The organism is Micromonospora sp. S-DT3-3-22 (genome assembly GCF_015354745.1).
Classification (GTDB): Bacteria; Actinomycetota; Actinomycetes; order Mycobacteriales; family Micromonosporaceae; genus Micromonospora; species Micromonospora wenchangensis.
This window is the reverse complement of sequence record NZ_JACGMO010000144.1, coordinates 1-18,638: the sequence shown is the minus strand read 5'-3', so window position 1 is coordinate 18,638 and position 18,638 is coordinate 1. Positions and strand designations below refer to the sequence as shown.

Below are 18,638 nucleotides of genomic sequence, written 5' to 3'. Positions count from 1 at the left end.
CCACGGCGTCGCCCCGGCCGACCCGGTCGACGCCGCAGGCCACGACGCCCAACCCGCCGACGCCCACCGACGAGCCGCCCGCCCTGCCCGACCCGCTCCCCGGCGGTGCCGACGGCGTCCGCGTCGATGGTTGAGCCGGCCGGCCCGGCAACCCGCCGTCGCGTCCCCGGATCGACCCGCCGTCGTGCACCCGGGCCGGCCCGGCGGCGGCGGGCGGTGCCGCCGCCGAGCGGAATCCTGCTGGGCACGGTGCTCGCGCTGCTGGCCGGTGTGCTGCTGGTCGGCGCCTACGCCAACGCCTCCTTCGCCCCGGACCGCCGGGACAGCGTCGCCGGGCAGCGGGAGGTGCCCACCTCCGTGGTGACCGGCGGGCCGATCATCAGCGCCAGCAGCGAACTGGTCCGCTCCTACCGGCTGCCGTCGCGCACCATCGCGTTGACCTTCGACGACGGCCCCCACCCGGTCTGGACCCGCGAGGTGCTCAAGGTCCTGGACGCCCACCAGGTCAAGGGCACGTTCTTCGTGCTGGGCTCGCAGGTCGCCCGGCACCCCGAGGTGGCCCGCGAGCTGACCGACGGCGGCCACCAGCTCGGCGTGCACACCTTCACCCACCCCGACCTCGCCGAGCTGCCGGCGTGGCGGCAACGCCTGGAGTACGCCCAGACCCAGCTCGCCGTGGCCGGGGCCACCGGGACGCGGACCTCGCTGGTGCGCTTCCCGTACTCGTCGCATCCGGGCGCGATCGACAACCGGGACTGGCCGGTCGTCACCGCCGCCGGTGACCTGGGCTACCTGACGCTCCTCAACGACACCGACAGCCAGGACTGGTCGCTGCCCGGGGTGGACCGGATCGTGGCGAACGCCGCCCCCGACGGCGACGAAGGCGCGGTCACCCTCTGGCACGACGCCGGGGGCGACCGGTCGCAGACCGTCGCCGCCCTCGACCGGTTCATCCCGATGATGAAGGAACGCGGGTACCGGTTCGTCACCGCGACCGAGGGGCTGAACCTCGCCTTCGCCGCCGCCGGGGTCGACCACCGGATGGACGCCGCCACCCCCGCCGGCACCGGGGAACGGTGGCGCGGCCGGACGCTGATCTGGGCGGTCCGGGGCGCCGACAGCACGCTGACCGTGTTCGGCGGCCTCTTCGTCGTCGTCGGGCTGCTCACCGTGGGTCGTACCCTCGTGCTGTTCGTGCTGGCCGGGCGGCACGCCCGACGGCGGCGGGCCAAGGGCTGGAGCTGGGGGCCGCCGGTCACCGCACCGGTCTCGGTGATCGTCCCGGCCTACAACGAGAAGGAGGGGATCGCCGCGGCGGTCCGCTCCCTGGCCGGCGGCGACCATCCCGGCGGGATCGAGGTGATCGTCGTCGACGACGGCTCCACCGACGGCACCGCCGACATCGTCGACGCGCTCGGCCTGCCCAACGTCCGGGTGGTCCGCAAACCCAACGGCGGCAAGCCCAGCGCCCTGAACACCGGCCTGGCGCTGGCCCGGCACGACCTGATCGTGATGGTCGACGGGGACACCGTCTTCGAGCCCGACGCGGTCCGCCGGCTGGTGCAGCCCTTCGCCGACCCGCAGGTCGGCGCGGTGGCCGGCAACGTCAAGGTCGGCAACCGGCGCAGCCTGATCGCCAAGTGGCAGCACATCGAGTACGTCATCGGGTTCAACCTCGACCGGCGGCTCTACGAGACGCTGCGCTGCATGTCGACGGTGCCCGGGGCGATCGGCGGCTTCCGGCGGGAGGCGCTGCGCTACGCCGGGGGGATGACCGACGACACCCTCGCCGAGGACACCGACATCACCATCGCCCTGGGCCGGGCCGGCTGGAAGGTGGTCTACGAGGAGACCGCCCGCGCCTGGACGGAGGCCCCGGCGACCATGGGGCAGCTCTGGAAACAGCGCTACCGGTGGAGCTACGGCACCATGCAGGCGATGTGGAAGCACCGGCGCTCGGTGCTCGACCGGGGCGCGTCGGGCCGGTTCACCCGGCGCTGCCTGTTCTTCCTCAGCCTCTTCGGGGTGCTGCTGCCGCTGCTCGCGCCGGTGATCGACCTGCTGGCCCTGTACGGCCTGTTCTTCCTCGACCGCAAGGCCACGGCGGTGGCCTGGCTGGTCATGCTCGGCGTGCAGACCGTCACCGCCGTGGTGGCGTTCCGGCTGGACCGGGAGAAGCTCGGGGTGCTGTGGGTGCTGCCCCTGCAACAGTTCGTCTACCGGCAGCTGATGTACCTGGTGATGGTGCAGGCGGTGGTCACCGCGCTGACCGGCGGCCGGCTGGGCTGGCAGAAGCTGCGGCGTACCGGCCTGGAACCGGCGGTACGCAACGGCTGACCGCCGCCGGGATCAGTCCTCGTCGAGGTCGTCGAGGCGGGCCAGCCAGGTGGCGAAGCGCTCGACCGGCGTCTCGAACTCGGGGTTGAGGTCGACGAAGTCGCGCAGCCGCTCGCCCAGCCACTCCAGGGTGACCTGCTCGTCGCCCCGCCGCTGCACCAGCTCCTCGATCCCACGATCGGTGAAGTACACCGTGCTCCTCGTTCCTCGCTGACGGGCCCGGCCCGCGCCCTGGGCAGGGGCGGGCCGGGTGGGTCGGTACGGATCGGGTCAGGGGCGGGGCAGCGCGGCGTCGATCAGCGCGGTCTGCTCCACCTCGTGCATCTTGGCCGAGCCGACCGCCGGGGCGGCGGCGGCCGGCCGGGAGATGCGGCGCAGCCGGACGTCGGTCAGGTGCTCCAGCAGGTTGAGCGCGACGAAGCTCCACGCCCCCTGGTTGGCCGGTTCCTCCTGCACCCAGGCGAAGTCCTCCGCGTTCGGGTACGCCGCCAGCGCGTCCCGGATCTCCTGCACCGGCAGCGGGTAGAGCTGCTCGATCCGGATGATCGCGGTGTCGGTGACGCCGCGCTCCTGACGGGCCTGGAAGAGGTCGTAGTAGACCTTGCCCGAGCAGAGCAGCACCCGCTTGACCTGCTCCGGGGCGGGCGCGGCGGTGTCGGCCAGCACCGGGGCGAACGTGCCGGTGGTGAAGTCCTCCACCGGGCTGACGCAGAGCTTGTGCCGCAGCAGCGACTTCGGCGTGAACACCACCAGCGGCTTGCGCTTGGGCGACAGGGCCTGGCGGCGCAGCAGGTGGAAGTAGTTCGCCGGGGTGGTCGGGATGGCCACCCGCATGTTGTCCTCGGCGCACATCTGGAGGAACCGCTCCGGGCGGCCGGAGGTGTGGTCCGGGCCCTGCCCCTCGTGGCCGTGCGGCAGCAGCAGGGTGACCGCGGAACGCTGACCCCACTTCACCTCGCCGGAGGAGATGAACTCGTCGATGACCGACTGGGCGCCGTTGACGAAGTCACCGAACTGGGCCTCCCAGCACACCAGCGCGTTGACGTTCTCCACCGAGTAGCCGTACTCGAAGCCCATCGCGGCGTACTCGGACAGCAGCGAGTCGTGCACGAAGAAGCGGGACCGCTCGCCGTCGGCGGTGAGCGACTTCAGCGGCAGGTGGTCCTCGCCGGTCTTGGCGTCGACGATCGAGGCGTGCCGCTGGACGAAGGTGCCCCGGCGGGAGTCCTGGCCGGCGAGCCGGACGGTGATCCCGTCGTGCAGCAGCGCGCCGAACGCGATGATCTCGCCGTACCCCCAGTCGATGTTGCCCTCGACGGACATCTTGGCCCGCCGGTCGAGCAACTGCTGGATGCGCTTGTGCGGGGTGAAGCCCTCGGGCAGGTTGACGTGCGCCTCGCCGATGGCCTTGACCACGGCGGCGTCGGTGGCCGTCTGCACCTGCGGCTCCGGCTCCTCCTGGCGGCTGGGCCGGCCGACCTGACGCGGGGTGGTGGCGGCGTCCCGGGTGGCCTTGAAGACCCGCTCCAGCTGCGACTGGTAGTCGCGCAGCAGTTCCTCGGCGTCCTCGACGGTGATGTCGCCCCGGCCGATCAGCTCCTCGGTGTAGAGCTTGCGGACCGACCGCTTCGAGTCGATGATCTTGTACATCTGCGGGTTGGACATCGACGGGTCGTCGCCCTCGTTGTGCCCGCGCCGGCGGTAGCAGACCATGTCGATCACGACGTCCTTGTTGAACGCCTGCCGGTACTCGAAGGCCAGCCGGGCCACCCGGACCACGGTCTCCGGGTCGTCGCCGTTGACGTGGAAGATCGGCGCCTGGATCATCCGGGCCACGTCGGTGCTGTAGAGGCTGGACCGGCTGTACTCCGGGGCGGTGGTGAAACCGACCTGGTTGTTGACCACCACGTGCACGGTGCCGCCGGTGCGGTAGCCGCGCAGCTGGGACAGGTTGAGCGTCTCGGCGACGACCCCCTGCCCGGCGAACGCGGCGTCACCGTGCACCGCCAGCGGCAGCACGGTGTAACCCTCCAGCTTGAGGTCGATCCGGTCCTGCTTGGCCCGGACGATGCCCTCCAGCACCGGGTCCACCGCCTCCAGGTGCGACGGGTTCGCCACCACCGACACCTTGACCGAGTGGTCGCCGTCCGGGGTGGTGAACTTGCCGTTCTGGCCCAGGTGGTACTTCACGTCACCCGAACCCTGGGTGGACCGCGGGTCGAGGTGCCCCTCGAACTCCGAGAAGATCTTCTCGTACGGCTTGCCGACGATGTTGGCCAGCACGTTGAGCCGGCCCCGGTGCGCCATGCCGATGACGACCTCGTCCAGCCCGTCCTCGGCGGACGCCTCCAGCACCTCGCCGAGCAGCGGGATCAGCGACTCGCCGCCCTCCAGCGAGAACCGCTTCTGGCCGACGTACTTGGTCTGCAGGAAGGTCTCGAACGCCTCGGCGGCGTTGAGCCGGTTGAGCACGTGCTTCTGCTCATCGGCGGCCGGCTTCTCGTAACGGCGCTCGATCCGCTCCTGGATCCAGCGGCGCTCCTCCGGGTCCTGGATGTGCATGTACTCGATGCCGAGCCGCCGGCAGTACGAGTCACGGAGCACGCCGAGGATCTCGCGCAGCTTCATCCGCTGCTTGCCGGCGAAGCCGTTGACCGGGAAGGTGCGGTCGAGGTCCCACAGGGTCAGCCCGTGCTGGAGGACGTCCAGGTCGGGGTGCTTGCGGATGGTGAACTCCAGCGGGTCGGTGTCGGCCATCAGGTGGCCCCGGACCCGGTAGGCGTGGATCAGCTCGTGCACCCGCGCGGTCTTGTTGATCTGGCCTTCGGAGTCGACGGCCACGTCCCGCACCCAGCGCACCGGCTCGTACGGGATGCGCAGCGAGGTGAAGATCTGGTCGTAGAAGCCGCGCTCGCCGAGCATCAGCTCGTGCATCACCTTGAGGAACTCGCCGGACTGCGCGCCCTGGATGATCCGGTGGTCGTACGTGCTGGTCAGCGTGATGATCTTGCTGACCGCCAGCTCGGCCAGGGTCGCCTCGCTCATCCCCTGGTACGGCGCGGGGTACTCCATCGCGCCGACCCCGATGATCGCGCTCTGCCCCTGCATCAGCCGGGGGATCGAGTGCACCGTGCCGATGCCGCCCGGGTTGGTCAGCGAGATCGTCGTACCGGAGTGGTCCTCCATGGTCAGCTCGTTGCGGCGGGCGCGCCGGACCACGTCCTCGTACGCCTGCCAGAACTGCCGGAAGTCCATCTGCTCGCAGCCCTTGATGGACGGCACCACCAGGTTGCGGGTGCCGTCGGGCTTGGTCAGGTCGATGGCGATGCCCAGGTTGACGTGCTCCGGGCGGACCATCGCCGGCTTGCCGTCGACCTCGGCGTAGGAGTTGTTCAGCTCCGGGTGCTCGACCACGGCGCGGACCAGCGCGTACCCGATCAGGTGGGTGAAGCTGACCTTGCCGCCGCGCCCCCGGGCGAGGTGGTTGTTGATCACGATGCGGTTGTCGACCAGCAGCTTGGCCGGGACCGCGCGCACGCTGGTGGCGGTCGGCACGGACAGCGAGGCGTCCATGTTCTGCACGATCCGGGCGGCCACCCCGCGCAGCGGCGTGGTGCCGGCGGCGCTGGCCGTCGGCGCCTTCGCCGCCGGCTTGACCGGGGCGGCCTTCTCCGTGGCCGCCGGCTTCGCGGCGGACCTGGTGGCGGTCTTCGCGGCGGCCGGCTTCGGCGCGGCGGCCGGCTTGGCGGTGGCGGCCGGCTTGGTGGTGGCCGTCGTCGCCTTCGCGGCGGGCCCGGTCGCGACGGTGGCGACCGGCTCCTGCTGCTCGGCCGGCTCCGGCGTCGCGGCCGGCGCGGCCTTGCCGTCAGCCGGACGCGGGGTCGCGGCGCCGGGGGCGGGTCGGTAGTCGGCGAAGAAGTCGTGCCAGGCCGAGTCGACGCTCGACGGGTCGGCGAGGTAGCGCTGGTACATCTCCTCGACGATCCACTCGTTCGGGCCGAAACCCGCCAGTGGGTTCTCCTGCGAAGTCTGCTGGGTCGACACGGCCGGTAATCGCCTCTTTCACGCGGGTTTGTGTGTCACGCGGTGTCCGCCGTCGTCCGTACGTGCGCGTGGACGGGAGACGGCTCCCAGGCTACGCCGTGCAAATACGATAGGCATTTCCACCTCCGGGGGGTGGGCGGTTTCACAGAAGATGTCGAAAGTCAATCAGCTCTTCGTGTCCCGCCGACTCCGTACCGGAGTGGGTGCGGGCGGAGTGCCGCCCGGCCGGGGCCGCTCGGAAAGGCACCGGCCCGGCGCGACGGGTCGTCGCGCCGGGCCGGTGCGGAGAACGGGTCGGGTCAGGAGATGTCCCGCCGCCGCATGGTGAGGGTGCCGATCGCGCCGGCCACCACCGCGTACCCGATGAGGACCACCGCACCCGCCCAGCGCGGCGGGTTGCCCGGGATCTCGGTCCCGCTGACCATCAGCGACGACGCCAGCGACGGCACCAGCACCTGGAGGTCGTTGATCCAGTCGCCCCAGCGGTTGGCCAGGATGCTGATCGCGATGGCCGCGCCGACCGCGCCACCCAGGTAGAGCAGGATGCCGGTGACCGTGGCGCCGATCTGGCTGCGGATCAGCACCCCGATCCCGACGCCGAGCACCGACCAGAGCAGGTACGCCAGGCCGTTGAGCGCGGTGGCCCGCCAGACCGCCCCGCTGCCGAGCTGGGAGCCCAGGTCGACGCTGTTCATCACCAGTGCCCCGAAGGCCAGGTTGAACACGGTGGTGACCAGCCAGAACAGCACGGCCAGCACGGCTGCGGCGGCCAGCTTGGCCAGCATCACCGCCGTCCGGTGCGGCACGGTGAGGAAGGTGGTGGTGACCGTCTGGTGGAAGAACTCACTGGTCACCACGATGATGCCGAGCAGCATCACGATCATCAGACCGAAGAACTGCCCGTTGGTGTAGACGTTGGCGGCCAGGCTGTCCACCGACTGCACGGCCTGGATCTGGTCGGCCTGGTCGGCCGGCACGTCGCCGAAGTTGTTGCTGGCCAGCGCGTCGGTCTGCAACCAGTTGATCAGGGCGGTGAGCGCCCACAACGGCACCGTGATCAGCCCGAAGATCCACCAGGTGCTGGTGGTACGGATCTTCAACAGCTCGGATCGGACCAGGTTCATCGGATGCCCGCCTTCCCGGCCGTCAGCTCCAGGAACACCCGCTCCAGGTCGGGTCGTTCCGGGGTCAGTTCGTGCAGCTCGACCTTGGCGGCCAGCGCGGCCCGGCCGATCGCCGGCGCGTCCACCCCGCTGACCAGCAGCACGCCGTGCTCGCCGGTCTCCACCGTCGCGGACTGTTCACGCAGCGCCACGGTCAGCTCCTCGGCCTGCGGGGTGCGCACCCGCACCCGGCCGCCCTGCGCCATCGAGCCGAGCACCTGCTCCACCGGGCCCTGCCGGATCAGCTTGCCGGCCGCGATGATCACCACGTCGTCGGCGAGGAGCTGCATCTCGGACAGCAGGTGGCTGGAGACCAGCACCGTACGCCCCTCGTGGGCCAGCCCCTTGAGGAAGCCACGCATCCACCGGATGCCTTCCGGGTCGAGACCGTTGGCCGGCTCGTCGAGGATCAGCACCTGGGGGTTACCGAGCATCGCGGCGGCGATGCCGAGCCGCTGCTTCATGCCCAGCGAGTAGCCCTTGAACTTGCGCTTCGCCGCCGGGGTGAGCCCGACCAGTGCCAGCGCCTCGTCGGCCCGGCTCCTGGGCAGGCCGGCCGCCGCGCAGATCACCCGCAGGTGGTTGATGCCGGTACGGCCCTTGTGCGCGCTGGACGCCTCCAGCACCGCGCCCACGTGCCGCAGCGGGTCGGTCAGGTCGGCGTACCGCCGGCCGCCGATGGTCGCCGTGCCACCGGTCGGGGTGACCAGGTTCAGCAGCATCCGCAGGGTGGTCGTCTTGCCCGCCCCGTTCGGCCCGAGGAAGCCGGTCACCCGACCGGACTCGACCGTGAAGGACAGGTTGTCGACCGCCCGGACGTTCTTGTACTGCTTGGTCAAACCGGACACGACGATCTGGCCGGTGCTGGGGCTCCACTGCCCGTCGGACATCGTTCTCCTCCCGTGCGGCGGCGCGCGGGGCACCGCGTTCTGCGACGCCGTTGCGGAATGCGCCGCTGCCAGCCTTGCTGGTCAGGTCAAGTTACGCCATCAGCCCCGGTCGGTAGGCCCTGCTCCGACTCAGGCAGGAGCGGGTCGTCCTCAGGGACGAGGCTCGGCAGGCAACGCGACCCAGGTGGCGCGGGCCCGGCCCAGCAGCCCACCGGCACCGTCGTAGAGGCTGGTACGCACCACCGCCAGGCGTCCCTCGACGGTGTCCACCGCCCCGGTGACCACGTACTCCCCGCCCGGCTCGGGCAGCGCGTCCAGCGTCACGGCGAGCCGGCCCAGCACGTACGGCCGGCCCGGGGCGATCACCGCCCAGCCCCCGGGGCAGTCCAGCGCCGCCCACACCGTCGGCGCGGTCACCCGCACGGGCGTCCGCCACGGCGCGGCGGTCCGGCCGTCGGGCAGCCGCCCGGGGTAGATCCGCAGGCCGTCCGGGTGCTCCGGGCCGCAGACGTAGCAACCGGGGAAGGGGTGGTCCACCAGTCCCGGGTAGCCGGCCGAGGCGGCCCGCGCGGTCGCCGGGTCCACCGGGGGCACCGGGGCGGGCGGAGCACCGGCCGGGCGTACCTCGGCGACCAGGTGCCCGTCGGGGTCGCGCACGTCGCCGTCGGCGAGGGTGAGCGGGGTGTCCAGCGGCGGCGGGCGACGCAACGTCACCTCGACCGGCCCGTCCGCGCCGTACGCCCCGGCGAAGATCCCCGCGCTCCAGCCGCCGTTGCCCGTGCCGGGCGGCCCCTGGTACCGCGCTTCGATGATCATCGCCCCTCCGCCGTGTCGTCGGCCCGGCCGACCGCCGGGCGCCCGCAGGCAGCCTCGCACGCGCCGGCCACCTTCCAACCGCCCCACCGGCCCCGTACGCCACCCTGGTCACGCCGCCGACCGGTCCCGCCGACCGGCGTTCACCGGATCGACACCCGTCCCCGGGAGGCCGGCAACCCGGGGCACCTACACAGGTCCCATGGCTGTTCTGCATGCCGCTGGCGCACCCCTGACGACCAGTGGATACACCCTGCTGATCGCCGACGACCCGACCCAGGTCGCGGCCGCGCAACGCCTGCGCCACGAGGTGTTCGCCACCGAACTCGGCGCGACCCTGCGCCCGGGTGCCGCCGGGCTGGACACCGACGACCTCGACGTCCACTGCGACCACCTGATCGTCCGCGAGGAGCGCACCGGCGCGGTGGTCGGCACCTACCGGCTGCTGCCCCCCGGCCGCACCGACCGCCGGTACGCCGCCGGCGAGTTCGACCTGACCCCCCTCGACCCCCTGCGCGACCTGCTGGTCGAGACCGGCCGCTCCTGCGTGCACCCGGAACACCGCACCGGCGCGGTGCTCAACCTGATGTGGGCGGGACTGACCCGCTACCTGCACCTGCGCGGGGTGAACTGGCTGGGCGGCTGCGCCTCGGTGCCGGTCGGCGACGGCGGCCGGGCCGTCGCCGAGACGTGGGCGCTGGGCCGGGCGGGGCACCTCGCGCCCCCGCTGATGCGGGTCCGCCCGCTGCGGCCCTGGTTCGCCGAGCCGGGCGCGGCGACACCGGAGTCGGCCACCGGGGACCCCGCCGGGCGGGCGCTGATCCCCCCGCTGGTCCGTGGCTACCTGCGGCTCGGCGCGTGGATCGCCGGGGAACCGGCGTACGACCCGGACTTCCGCTGTGCCGACTTCTACCTGCTGTTCTCGCTGGACCGGATGAACTCGCGCTACCGCCGGCACTTCCTGGGCGGGGTGACCCGGTGAGCGCCGAGTTGTGGCGGCCGACCGCCGGCTGCGGGCCGGACTGCCTGCCGGGGGAGGGGCGGGCCGGGGTGTCGCCGGTGCGGCAGGTGGCCCGGCTGCTGGGCGTACTCGGGATGCTGCTGGCCGGGGCCGGGATGGCCGTACTGCTGCCGGTGGTGCCGGCGGCGCGACGGGCGGCGGTGCTGCGGGCCTGGGCCCGGCGGACCACCGGGGTGCTCGGGGTGCGCCTGGTGGTGCGCGGGCGGCTGCCCCGGCGACGGGCGCTGCTGGTCGCCAACCACGTCTCCTGGCTGGACGTGCTCGCGGTGCTGGCGGTAGCGCCGGCCCGGCTGCTGGCCAAGCGGGAGGTGCGGAGTTGGCCGGTGCTGGGGCTGCTGGCCCGCGCCGGTGGCGCGGTCTTCGTCGACCGGTCGCGCCCCCGGGACCTGCCGCGTACGGTGGCCCGGCTCGCGGCGACCCTGCGCGCCGGTCACCCGGTCGCGGTCTTCCCCGAGGGGACGACCTGGTGCGGCGTCGTCCCCTCGGCCGAATGCCGGCCGCGCCGGGGCTTCCGGCCGGCGGTCTTCCAGGCGGCCGTCGATGCCGGCGCCCCCGTCGTGCCGCTACGGATCAGCTACCGCTCTGCTGCCACCGGGGCGACGACCACCACCGCCGCCTTCCTCGGCGACGAGACACTGTGGCGTTCGGTACGCCGGGTGCTGGCCGCCCGCGACCTGGTCGTCGACGTCGTGGTGACCGCCGCCCTGCACCCGGTCGCCGGCGCGGACCGCCGGGTGCTGGCCCGGGCCGCCGAGTCGGCCGTGCACCTGCTCCCGCCCCGCCCGACCACCAGCCGTCCCGCCCCGGCCCCCGTGCCCCCGGCGTCGCCGCCCCGGCCCGTGCCGGCCGCCGGGACGGCCCTCGGCCTGGCCGCCTGACCCGCAGATCAGGATCGCGCTCCCCGCGATCGCCCTGACGCGCTTCCCGCGATCGCCCTGACGCGCTCCCCGGGATCGCCCTCCGCGTTCCGCGTGATCGACTCGCGTGGGCCGATGTTGCGGTGATCGGTAGGCCGGGATACCGCTGGATCGGCCCAGATGAGTGGATCTTGCCGACCGCGGGTCGGTCGGGTGGGGCGGTCGGGTGGGTGACTCGCGACAGTCTTGTTCTATCGCGATGTATCGCGTTACGCTTCCGCCGTGCAGTGGTGCGGCCGTCGGCCGTGACCCCGGAGGGAGACGTCATGACCAACTGGAAGGTCGACAGACCGCAACGGCTCACCATCGAGGAGCCGGTCACCCGGCTCGACGTCCGCCTGGTCACCGGGCGGCTCAACGTGGTCGGCACCGACGGGCCGGCGCGGATCGACGTCACCCGGATCAGCAGTCGGCCGGTCATCGTCGAGCACCGCGACGGCGTCCTGCGGATCGAGCACGAACGCCCGCCCCGCTGGCCCGGGTTCCTCTGGTGGCTCGGGCAGCTCGGCCGCCGGTTCCGGGCCGAGGTGTCCGTCGCCGTCCCCGCCGGCACCCTGGCCGACCTGCACCTGGTCGACGGCACGCTGGTCGCCTCCGGGCTGTCCCGCGACACCACCGTGGACGTCACCTCCGGGCAGATCACCCTGATGGGCCTGGCCGGGCGCACCAACGCGCGGATCGTCTCCGGCCCGGTCGAGGCGCTCGGCGTCACCGGCGACCTCGTCCTGAACACGGTCTCCGGCGAGGTGACCCTCGCCGACAGCGCGGCCGGCCGGGTGCACGCCAACACCGTCTCCGGGGCGATCACCTGCGACCTGGACAACCCCCGGCGCAGCGACATCCGGCTCACCACCATCTCCGGCCCGATCACCGTCCGGGTCCGCGAGGACAGCGACCTCGCCGTCCACCTGCACACCACCTCGGGCCGGATCACCAGCGGCTTCCCCCAGGTCGGCGGCGGGGCCGGCGTCGGCCCGGTCAAGGACAGCCACGGGGTGCTCGGCACGGGCGCGGGTAAGCTCTGGGCGTCCGCGACCTCCGGCAGCATCGCGCTGCTCGCCCGGCCGGTGGACGCCGACCAGGAGGAGCTGCCGTGACCGCCGTGTTCAGCCACGGGCGGCTCCGGCTCTACCTGCTGCGGCTGCTCGACGACGGTCCCAAGCACGGCTACGAGCTGATCCGGCTGTTGGAGGAACGCTTCCTCGGCCTGTACGCCCCCAGTGCCGGCACCATCTATCCCCGGCTGCAACGGCTGGAGGCCGACGGGCTGGTCACCCACACCGCCGCCGGTGGCCGCAAGGTCTACGAGATCACCGAGGGTGGCCGGGCCGAGCTGCGGCAGCGCGCCGACGAGCTGACCGCCCTGGAATCCGACATCTCGGCCTCGGTGGAGGATCTCTCCGCGCTGGCCGGCGAGATCCAGACCGAGGTACGCGGCTCGGTACGGGACCTCAAGCGGGAGCTGCGCGAGGCCACCCGGCAGACCCGGCAGACCCGTTGGGACCGTCCGGCCGCCTCCGCCCCGCCCCGCCCGGCGGCCCCCACCGCCGGTGACCCGCCCCTGCTGGCCGAGTTCGACCAGCGGCTGGCCGAGTTCACCGTCGAGGTCGGGGCCCTGGTCCGGGCCGGCCGGCTCAGCGACACCCAGCTGCGTACGGCGATCCGGGTGCTCGACGGCGCGTTGGACGGGTTGCGTCGGCTGCTGCGGTGACGGCCCCCGGCCGGGCGCTGACCGCCGCCCCGGCCGGCTTCACAGGGTTTTTGCAGGAACCGTCCAGCGCCGACGCAGCGACGTCACGGATGATGGCCAGCATGGCCGCTACCCAGACCGAGGCGCGACTGCTCGTCGTCGAGGACGACCCCAACATCCTCGAACTGCTCTCCGCCAGCCTCCGCTTCGCGGGGTTCGACGTGGCGACCGCCACCAGTGGCAGCGCGGCCCTGCACGCGGCCAAGGACCACCGTCCCGACCTGGTGGTGCTCGACGTGATGCTGCCCGACCTGGACGGCTTCGAGGTCATCCGGATGCTCCGGGAGGGCGGCACGCGTACCCCGGTGGTGTTCCTGACCGCCCGGGACGCCACCGACGACAAGATCCGGGGGCTCACCCTGGGCGGCGACGACTACGTCACCAAGCCGTTCAGCCTGGAGGAGTTGACCGCCCGGATCCGGGCGGTGCTGCGGCGTACGGCCACCGGCGAGCACGCCCCCTCCCGGCTCACCTTCGCCGACCTCGAACTGGACGAGGAGACCCACGAGGTGCACCGGGCCGGCCAGCGGGTGCAGCTCTCGCCGACCGAGTTCAAGCTGCTGCGCTACCTGATGCTCAACGCCAACCGGGTGCTGTCCAAGGCGCAGATCCTCGACCACGTGTGGAACTACGACTTCCGGGGTGACGACAACATCGTCGAGTCGTACATCTCCTACCTGCGCCGCAAGGTCGACAACACCCAGCCCCGCCTGATCCACACCCTGCGCGGCGTGGGCTACGTCCTGCGCAAGCCGGCGGCGTGAATCCGCTCGACGAGGCGAAGGGGCGGCTCCGGAGCGTTCCGCTACGGGTCAAGCTGGTCGCGGCGGTGCTCACCCTGGTCGCCATCGCCCTCGTGGTGATCAGCTCGCTGACCACGTACTTCCTGCGGGAGTACCTGATCGGCCAGGTCGACGACCAGTTGCGCGGCGACACCAACGGGGTGGCGCGGGCGCTCGGCCAGGCCCAGGGCCCGCTCGTGGTGGGCATCCCCACCGACTACGTGGCCGCCCAGGCCAGCCGGGCCGGGGTGGACGGGACGTCGCGCTACTCCGGCCTGCGCCCGGAGGAACTGCCGGAGTTCCCGACCGACTTCGCCGGCTTCTCGGCCCTGGTCGGCGACCCGTTCACCGTCCAGTCCAAGGACGGCCGCACCCGGTGGCGGATGCTCTACACGGACCTCGGCGACGGCCGGATCCTCGCCTTCGGCCAGCACATGACCGACGTCGACCTGGCGGTCAAGCGACTCATCTGGATAGACATGCTGGTCGGTGGGGCGGTGCTGATCCTGCTCGCCTCGATCGGCGCGGCCATCGTCCGCACCAGCCTGAAACCGCTGGTGGAGATCGAACGGACGGCCGCGGCGATCGCCGGTGGTGACCTGACCCGCCGGGTGCCCGACCCCGAGGAGGGGCAGGAGTGCGCCACCTCCGAGCTGGGCCGGCTCTCCCGGGCGTTGAACGCGATGCTGGCCCAGATCGAGGCCGCCTTCACCGCCCGCGCCGCCTCGGAGATGGCCGCCCGTACGGCGGAGGCCGGCGCCCGGGACGCGGCGCACGCCGCGCTGGCGTCGGAGGCCCGCGCCCGGCGGTCGGAGGAGCGGATGCGGCAGTTCGTCGCGGACGCCTCGCACGAGCTGCGGACCCCGCTGACCACCATCCGGGGCTTCGCCGAGCTGTACCGGCAGGGTGCGGCCCGCGCCCCCGAGCAGACCGCCGACCTGCTGCGGCGCATCGAGGACGAGGCGGCCCGGATGGGGCTGCTGGTGGAGGACCTGCTGCTGCTCGCCCGGCTGGACCGGGAACGCCCGCTGTCGCTCGCCCCGGTGGAGCTGCCGGTGCTCGCCTCCGAGGCGGTCGAGGCGGCCCGGGTGGTCGCCCCCGAACGGCACGTCGAGCTGGAGATCGCCCCGGGTTCCGGCCCGCTGGTGGTGCACGCCGACGACGCCCGGCTACGGCAGGTGATCGGCAACCTGATGACCAACGCGTTGACCCACACCCCGCCGGAGGCGTCGGTGACCCTGCGGCTGCGTTCCGAGGCCGGGAACGTGGCCGTGGTGGAGGTGGCGGACACCGGGCCGGGGCTCGCACCGGAACAGGCCGAGCGGGTCTTCGAACGGTTCTACCGCGCCGACGCGGCCCGGACCCGCCGGGCCAGCGGGATCACCAGCACCGGGCTGGGCCTGGCCATCGTCGCGGCGCTGGTCACCGCCCACCAGGGCACCGTCGAGGTGGACGAGACCCCGGGCGGCGGGGCGACCTTCCGGGTCCGGTTGCCCCTGCTGCCCGAGGCGGACGGCGACCCGGAGTGACCCCCTACCGGTCCCGCTGTGACTTTCAGAAAACTTCCAGGCGGGTTCCAGGTGGGTGACAGTGCGACGGGGAAAACTAGGGGCATGACCGAGTTCGAGACCGACCCGCAGCGTCGGCCGGCTGCCCCCGACGCCGAGCCGTCGCACCCCTCCGCCGAGCCGTCCCGCGCCACGCGCGGCGAGTCCGACACCCCCAACACCCCCGGTCAGGCCGCCGGCACCGCGGGGGAGCCGGCCGGCACGGCCAACCCCGGACCGGCGTACGCGCCACCCGCGTCGCCGTACGCGCCGCCCGCCGCCGGATACCCGCAGACCTCGTACCCGTCCGGTGGCGGCGACCAGGCGTACCGGCCCGGCTATCCCGCGTCCACCGGTTACCCGGGCCACTCCCCGGCGGGGCAGTACCCGTCGGCCGGCTACCAGCCCGGCCAGCAGCAGTCCGGGTGGGCCGGTGGCTACCCCGGCCAGCACCGTCCCGGGCAGCCGGGCGCGGGCACCCCGTCGGCCGGCTACCCCGGTCAGCCCGGTGCCGGATACGGCCAGCCCGGCGTGGGTCAGCCGTCCGCCGGTTACCCGGGGCAGGGTGGCCCGGGTGGGCCGCAGCACCCCGGCCAGCCGACCCCGCCGTGGGCGCCCGCCCCCGCACCGCAGGCCGGCAAGGTGGCCAAGTTCGTCGGCGCCGGGGTGGCGGTCTTCGCCCTGATGCTCGGCTCCGGCGTGGCCGGTGGCGCGCTCGCCCTGGCGGTCGACGGCGACCGGGGCGGGATCACCCGCAACTACTCGGCCGCGCCCGTGATCAACAGCGCCGATCTGCCGAAGATCGCCGCCTCGGTGCAGGACAGCGTGGTCTCGATCATCACCGACAGCGGTGAGGGGTCGGGCGTGATCCTCAGCTCCGACGGCTTCGTGCTGACCAACAACCACGTGGTCGCCTCCGCCTCCGGGGACGCCGTCCGGGTGGTCCTCGCCAACGGCAAGTCGGCCCCCGCCAAGATCGTCGGCACCGACCCGAAGACCGACCTCGCGGTGGTCCAGACCAGCGGTCTCGACAACCTCAAGGCGGCGAAGTTCGGCGACAGCGACGCCATGCAGGTGGGCGACCAGGTGCTCGCCCTGGGCAGCCCGCTCGGTTTGCAGGGTTCGGTCACCGCCGGCATCCTCAGCGCCCGCGACCGCACCATCCAGGCCGGCAGCGGCAACGGCCCGCAGCAGTCCCCGCAGGGCGGTGCCAGCTCGATCTCCGGCCTGCTCCAGACCGACGCCCCGATCAACCCGGGCAACTCCGGTGGCGCGCTGGTCAACACCCGGGGTGAGGTGATCGGCATCAACACCGCCATCGCCACCGCCGGGCAGGGCAGCACCGGCAACATCGGCGTCGGCTTCGCCATCCCGAGCAACAAGGCCAAGGACGTCGCCGAGAAGCTCCAGCGGGGCGAGAAGATCAGCCACCCGTCCCTGGGGGTCAGCGTCAACGCGGCCGAGGACGGCGGCGCGCTGGTCGCCTCCGTCGCCGGGGGCAGCGCCGCCGAGAAGGCCGGCATCCAGCGCGGCGACGTGATCACCAAGTTCGGGGACACGGTGATCAACGACTCCAACGATCTGGTCGGCGCGGTGCAGGCCGGCAAGGTCGGCGACCGGGTCCAGGTGACCTACAAGCGAAATGGTGCCGAGGCGACCGCAACCGTGACGCTCGCCGAGACGTCGTAACCACAGACCTGCCTCCTCCGGGCGGCGGGCGGCGGAGCCAAGGGGGTTGGCTCCACCGCCCGCCGCCGCACGCGCCCCGGACGGGCCCCACCCGGCCGGGGCGCGTTTGCGTGTCCGGACAGGGGGAAATCGCCGCCGATCCCGCCGGACACACCTGCCGGACCGGGACAACGGGGGAGGATTCGTGGCAGTGACCCACCGTCCGTCGGAACGTCCGCCGTCCGGGCCGCCGCTGCGGGTCGCGATGCTCGTGCCACCCTGGCTGTCGGTGCCGCCACCCGGGTACGGCGGGCTGGAGCAGGTGGTGCACGGGCTGGTGGACGCGCTGGTCGGGCACGGGCACCGGGTGACCCTCTTCGGGGCCGGCCGGCAGCACGGCACCACCGCCGACTTCGTCTCCACGATCGACGAGTTGCAGTACGACCGGCTGGGCGAGTCGCTGCCGGAACTGGCCCACCTGGCCCGGATCAACCGGCTGGTGTCCGCCGCCGACTTCGACGTGATCCACGACCACACCACGATCGGGCCGCTGGTCGCCGGCCGGCGTGCGGTGCCCACCGTGGCCACCGTGCACGGCAACCCGGTCGGCGAGTACGGGGCGGTGCTCGGCGACACCGACCACGGGGTGGGCCTGGTGGCCATCTCGCACGCCCAACGGCGGGCCAACCCCGCGCTGCCCTGGGTGGGTACGGTGCACAACGCGCTGGACAGCCGGGACGTGCCGGTCAAGCGGGAACCCGGCCGGGGCCCGGTGCTCTGGCTGGCCCGGTTCAGCCCGGACAAGGGCCCCGACACGGCGATCCGGGCCTGCCGGGCGGCCGGCCTCCCGCTCACCCTGGCCGGCAAGTGCAACGAGCCCGCCGAACGCCGGTACTTCGCCGAGGTGGTGCAGCCGATGCTGGGCCACGACGTCGACGTGGTGATGAACGCCGACCGGGAGGCGACCCTGCGGCTGCTGGCCGACGCCCGCTGCCTGATCATGCCGATCCAGTGGGAGGAACCGTTCGGCATGGTGATGGTGGAGGCCATGGCGACCGGCACGCCGGTGGTGGCGCTGCGCCGGGGTGCGGTGCCCGAGGTGGTGGTGGACGGCGTGACCGGGCTGGTCCGCGACGACGCCCGGGAGCTGCCGGCGGCCCTGCGCGAGGTGATCCGGCTCGACCCGGCGGCCTGCACCGCGCACGTGGCCGAGCAGTTCTCCACCGAGCGGATGGCCCACGGCTACGAGGCGGTCTACCGAGCCGTCGCGTTCGGCACCGCCCCGCCGCTGCGCCGGCCCGTCGGGCTGCGTACCCGCTGACGGGCGCGCGGCGGGACGGCGCGGGCGCTCAGACGGTGGTCGCGGCCAGGTCCCGGACGGCGGCGTCGAGCTGCCGGCCGTACGCCGGGGTGATGCCCCCCTCGTCGATGCGGCGGGTGACCTTCTCGCGGAGCGCGGTCACCTGCGCGGGCACGTCGGAGCGGCCCTCGGCGGCGGACCGGGTCAGGTTGGCCAGCACGTTGCGCAGGTCCAGGCCGACGTCCTCGCGGACCTCGCCGGTGCGGACCCCGTCGTCGATCAGCCGGCGCATCCGGTCGGCCGCCTCGGTCAGCCCGCCGCCGCCCTGGCCCCCGTCCGGGGTGGTGGCCGGCGGGCGCGCCGGTGCGGGCGCGGTGGTGGCCCGTCGGGGGGCCGGCGGCGGGGT

At 73.2% G+C, this 18,638-nt stretch carries 14 protein-coding genes and 1 pseudogene; 9 read left to right on the top strand and 6 right to left on the bottom strand.

Features of this window, described 5'->3' with window-relative positions; translation table 11 throughout:
* The first annotated feature begins 126 nt into the window (after positions 1-126).
* Entirely contained in the window at positions 127-2,337 is a 2,211-nt protein-coding gene (locus tag H1A17_RS29480; protein ID WP_145921518.1) for a bifunctional polysaccharide deacetylase/glycosyltransferase family 2 protein, read from the top strand.
* Between the two features lie 12 nt (positions 2,338-2,349).
* On the opposite strand, the gene H1A17_RS29475 is transcribed toward H1A17_RS29480, so the two are convergent.
* The 5 genes from H1A17_RS29475 to H1A17_RS29455 all read right to left on the bottom strand — a co-directional run bounded on the left by H1A17_RS29475 (position 2,350) and on the right by H1A17_RS29455 (position 9,250).
* Positions 2,350-2,529: a DUF6104 family protein gene (locus tag H1A17_RS29475; RefSeq protein WP_088645992.1), complete on the bottom strand. Its 180-nt coding sequence runs from the start codon at positions 2,527-2,529 to the stop codon at positions 2,350-2,352.
* 78 nt (positions 2,530-2,607) lie between these two features.
* Positions 2,608-6,381: a multifunctional oxoglutarate decarboxylase/oxoglutarate dehydrogenase thiamine pyrophosphate-binding subunit/dihydrolipoyllysine-residue succinyltransferase subunit gene (locus tag H1A17_RS29470; RefSeq protein ID WP_194823422.1), complete on the bottom strand. Its 3,774-nt coding sequence runs from the start codon at positions 6,379-6,381 to the stop codon at positions 2,608-2,610.
* Positions 6,382-6,680: 299 nt separating this feature from the next.
* Positions 6,681-7,505, bottom strand: a complete 825-nt coding sequence (locus tag H1A17_RS29465) for an ABC transporter permease (RefSeq protein WP_145921516.1) — start codon at positions 7,503-7,505, stop codon at positions 6,681-6,683.
* Entirely contained in the window at positions 7,502-8,434 is a 933-nt protein-coding gene (locus tag H1A17_RS29460; RefSeq protein WP_145921515.1) for an ABC transporter ATP-binding protein, read from the bottom strand. Before H1A17_RS29460 ends, H1A17_RS29465 begins: the two co-directional genes overlap by 4 nt.
* Before the next feature lie 150 nt (positions 8,435-8,584).
* Positions 8,585-9,250, bottom strand: a complete 666-nt coding sequence (locus tag H1A17_RS29455) for a hypothetical protein (RefSeq protein ID WP_145921514.1) — start codon at positions 9,248-9,250, stop codon at positions 8,585-8,587.
* 199 nt (positions 9,251-9,449) lie between these two features.
* Here H1A17_RS29455 and H1A17_RS29450 point away from each other — a divergent pair, with 199 nt between their 5' ends.
* The 8 genes from H1A17_RS29450 (at position 9,450) to H1A17_RS29415 (ending at position 18,253) form a co-directional block, all read left to right on the top strand.
* A complete protein-coding gene (locus H1A17_RS29450; RefSeq protein WP_194823421.1) occupies positions 9,450-10,229 on the top strand; it encodes a GNAT family N-acetyltransferase in 780 nt (259 codons plus the stop codon).
* Entirely contained in the window at positions 10,226-11,146 is a 921-nt protein-coding gene (locus H1A17_RS29445; protein ID WP_194823420.1) for a lysophospholipid acyltransferase family protein, read from the top strand. Before H1A17_RS29450 ends, H1A17_RS29445 begins: the two co-directional genes overlap by 4 nt.
* Before the next feature lie 305 nt (positions 11,147-11,451).
* The gene (locus H1A17_RS29440; protein ID WP_145921511.1) at positions 11,452-12,282 is read left to right on the top strand and encodes a DUF4097 family beta strand repeat-containing protein; all 831 of its coding nucleotides are present in this window, start codon (positions 11,452-11,454) and stop codon (positions 12,280-12,282) included.
* Positions 12,279-12,896 carry a PadR family transcriptional regulator gene (locus H1A17_RS29435; RefSeq protein WP_194823419.1) on the top strand — a complete coding sequence of 206 codons (618 nt, stop codon included), beginning with the start codon at positions 12,279-12,281 and terminating at the stop codon, positions 12,894-12,896. Before H1A17_RS29440 ends, H1A17_RS29435 begins: the two co-directional genes overlap by 4 nt.
* 101 nt (positions 12,897-12,997) lie before the next feature.
* Positions 12,998-13,699 carry a response regulator transcription factor gene (locus tag H1A17_RS29430; RefSeq protein WP_088646020.1) on the top strand — a complete coding sequence of 234 codons (702 nt, stop codon included), beginning with the start codon at positions 12,998-13,000 and terminating at the stop codon, positions 13,697-13,699.
* Entirely contained in the window at positions 13,696-15,246 is a 1,551-nt protein-coding gene (locus H1A17_RS29425; RefSeq protein ID WP_145921509.1) for a cell wall metabolism sensor histidine kinase WalK, read from the top strand. The genes H1A17_RS29430 and H1A17_RS29425 overlap by 4 nt, the downstream gene beginning before the upstream one ends.
* A gap of 84 nt (positions 15,247-15,330) precedes the next feature.
* A complete protein-coding gene (locus H1A17_RS29420; RefSeq protein WP_194823418.1) occupies positions 15,331-16,953 on the top strand; it encodes a S1C family serine protease in 1,623 nt (540 codons plus the stop codon).
* Positions 16,954-17,143: 190 nt separating this feature from the next.
* Positions 17,144-18,253: a glycosyltransferase family 4 protein gene (locus tag H1A17_RS29415; RefSeq protein WP_370517096.1), complete on the top strand. Its 1,110-nt coding sequence runs from the start codon at positions 17,144-17,146 to the stop codon at positions 18,251-18,253.
* A 28-nt stretch (positions 18,254-18,281) separates the two neighbouring features.
* Here H1A17_RS29415 and H1A17_RS29410 read toward each other — a convergent pair.
* Positions 18,282-18,638: pseudogene (locus tag H1A17_RS29410) on the bottom strand (serine/threonine protein kinase); the annotation flags it as partial.

Excerpts from the sequence above, each read along its gene's own strand:
- H1A17_RS29480 (WP_145921518.1), top strand. The coding sequence starts at position 127 with ATGGTTGAGCCGGCCGGCCCGGCAACCCGCCGTCGCGTCCCCGGATCG.
- H1A17_RS29465 (WP_145921516.1), bottom strand. The coding sequence starts at position 7,505 with ATGAACCTGGTCCGATCCGAGCTGTTGAAGATCCGTACCACCAGCACC.
- H1A17_RS29460 (WP_145921515.1), bottom strand. The coding sequence starts at position 8,434 with ATGTCCGACGGGCAGTGGAGCCCCAGCACCGGCCAGATCGTCGTGTCC.
- H1A17_RS29455 (WP_145921514.1), bottom strand. The coding sequence starts at position 9,250 with ATGATCATCGAAGCGCGGTACCAGGGGCCGCCCGGCACGGGCAACGGC.
- H1A17_RS29450 (WP_194823421.1), top strand. The coding sequence starts at position 9,450 with ATGGCTGTTCTGCATGCCGCTGGCGCACCCCTGACGACCAGTGGATAC.
- H1A17_RS29440 (WP_145921511.1), top strand. The coding sequence starts at position 11,452 with ATGACCAACTGGAAGGTCGACAGACCGCAACGGCTCACCATCGAGGAG.
- H1A17_RS29430 (WP_088646020.1), top strand. The coding sequence starts at position 12,998 with ATGGCCGCTACCCAGACCGAGGCGCGACTGCTCGTCGTCGAGGACGAC.
- H1A17_RS29420 (WP_194823418.1), top strand. The coding sequence starts at position 15,331 with ATGACCGAGTTCGAGACCGACCCGCAGCGTCGGCCGGCTGCCCCCGAC.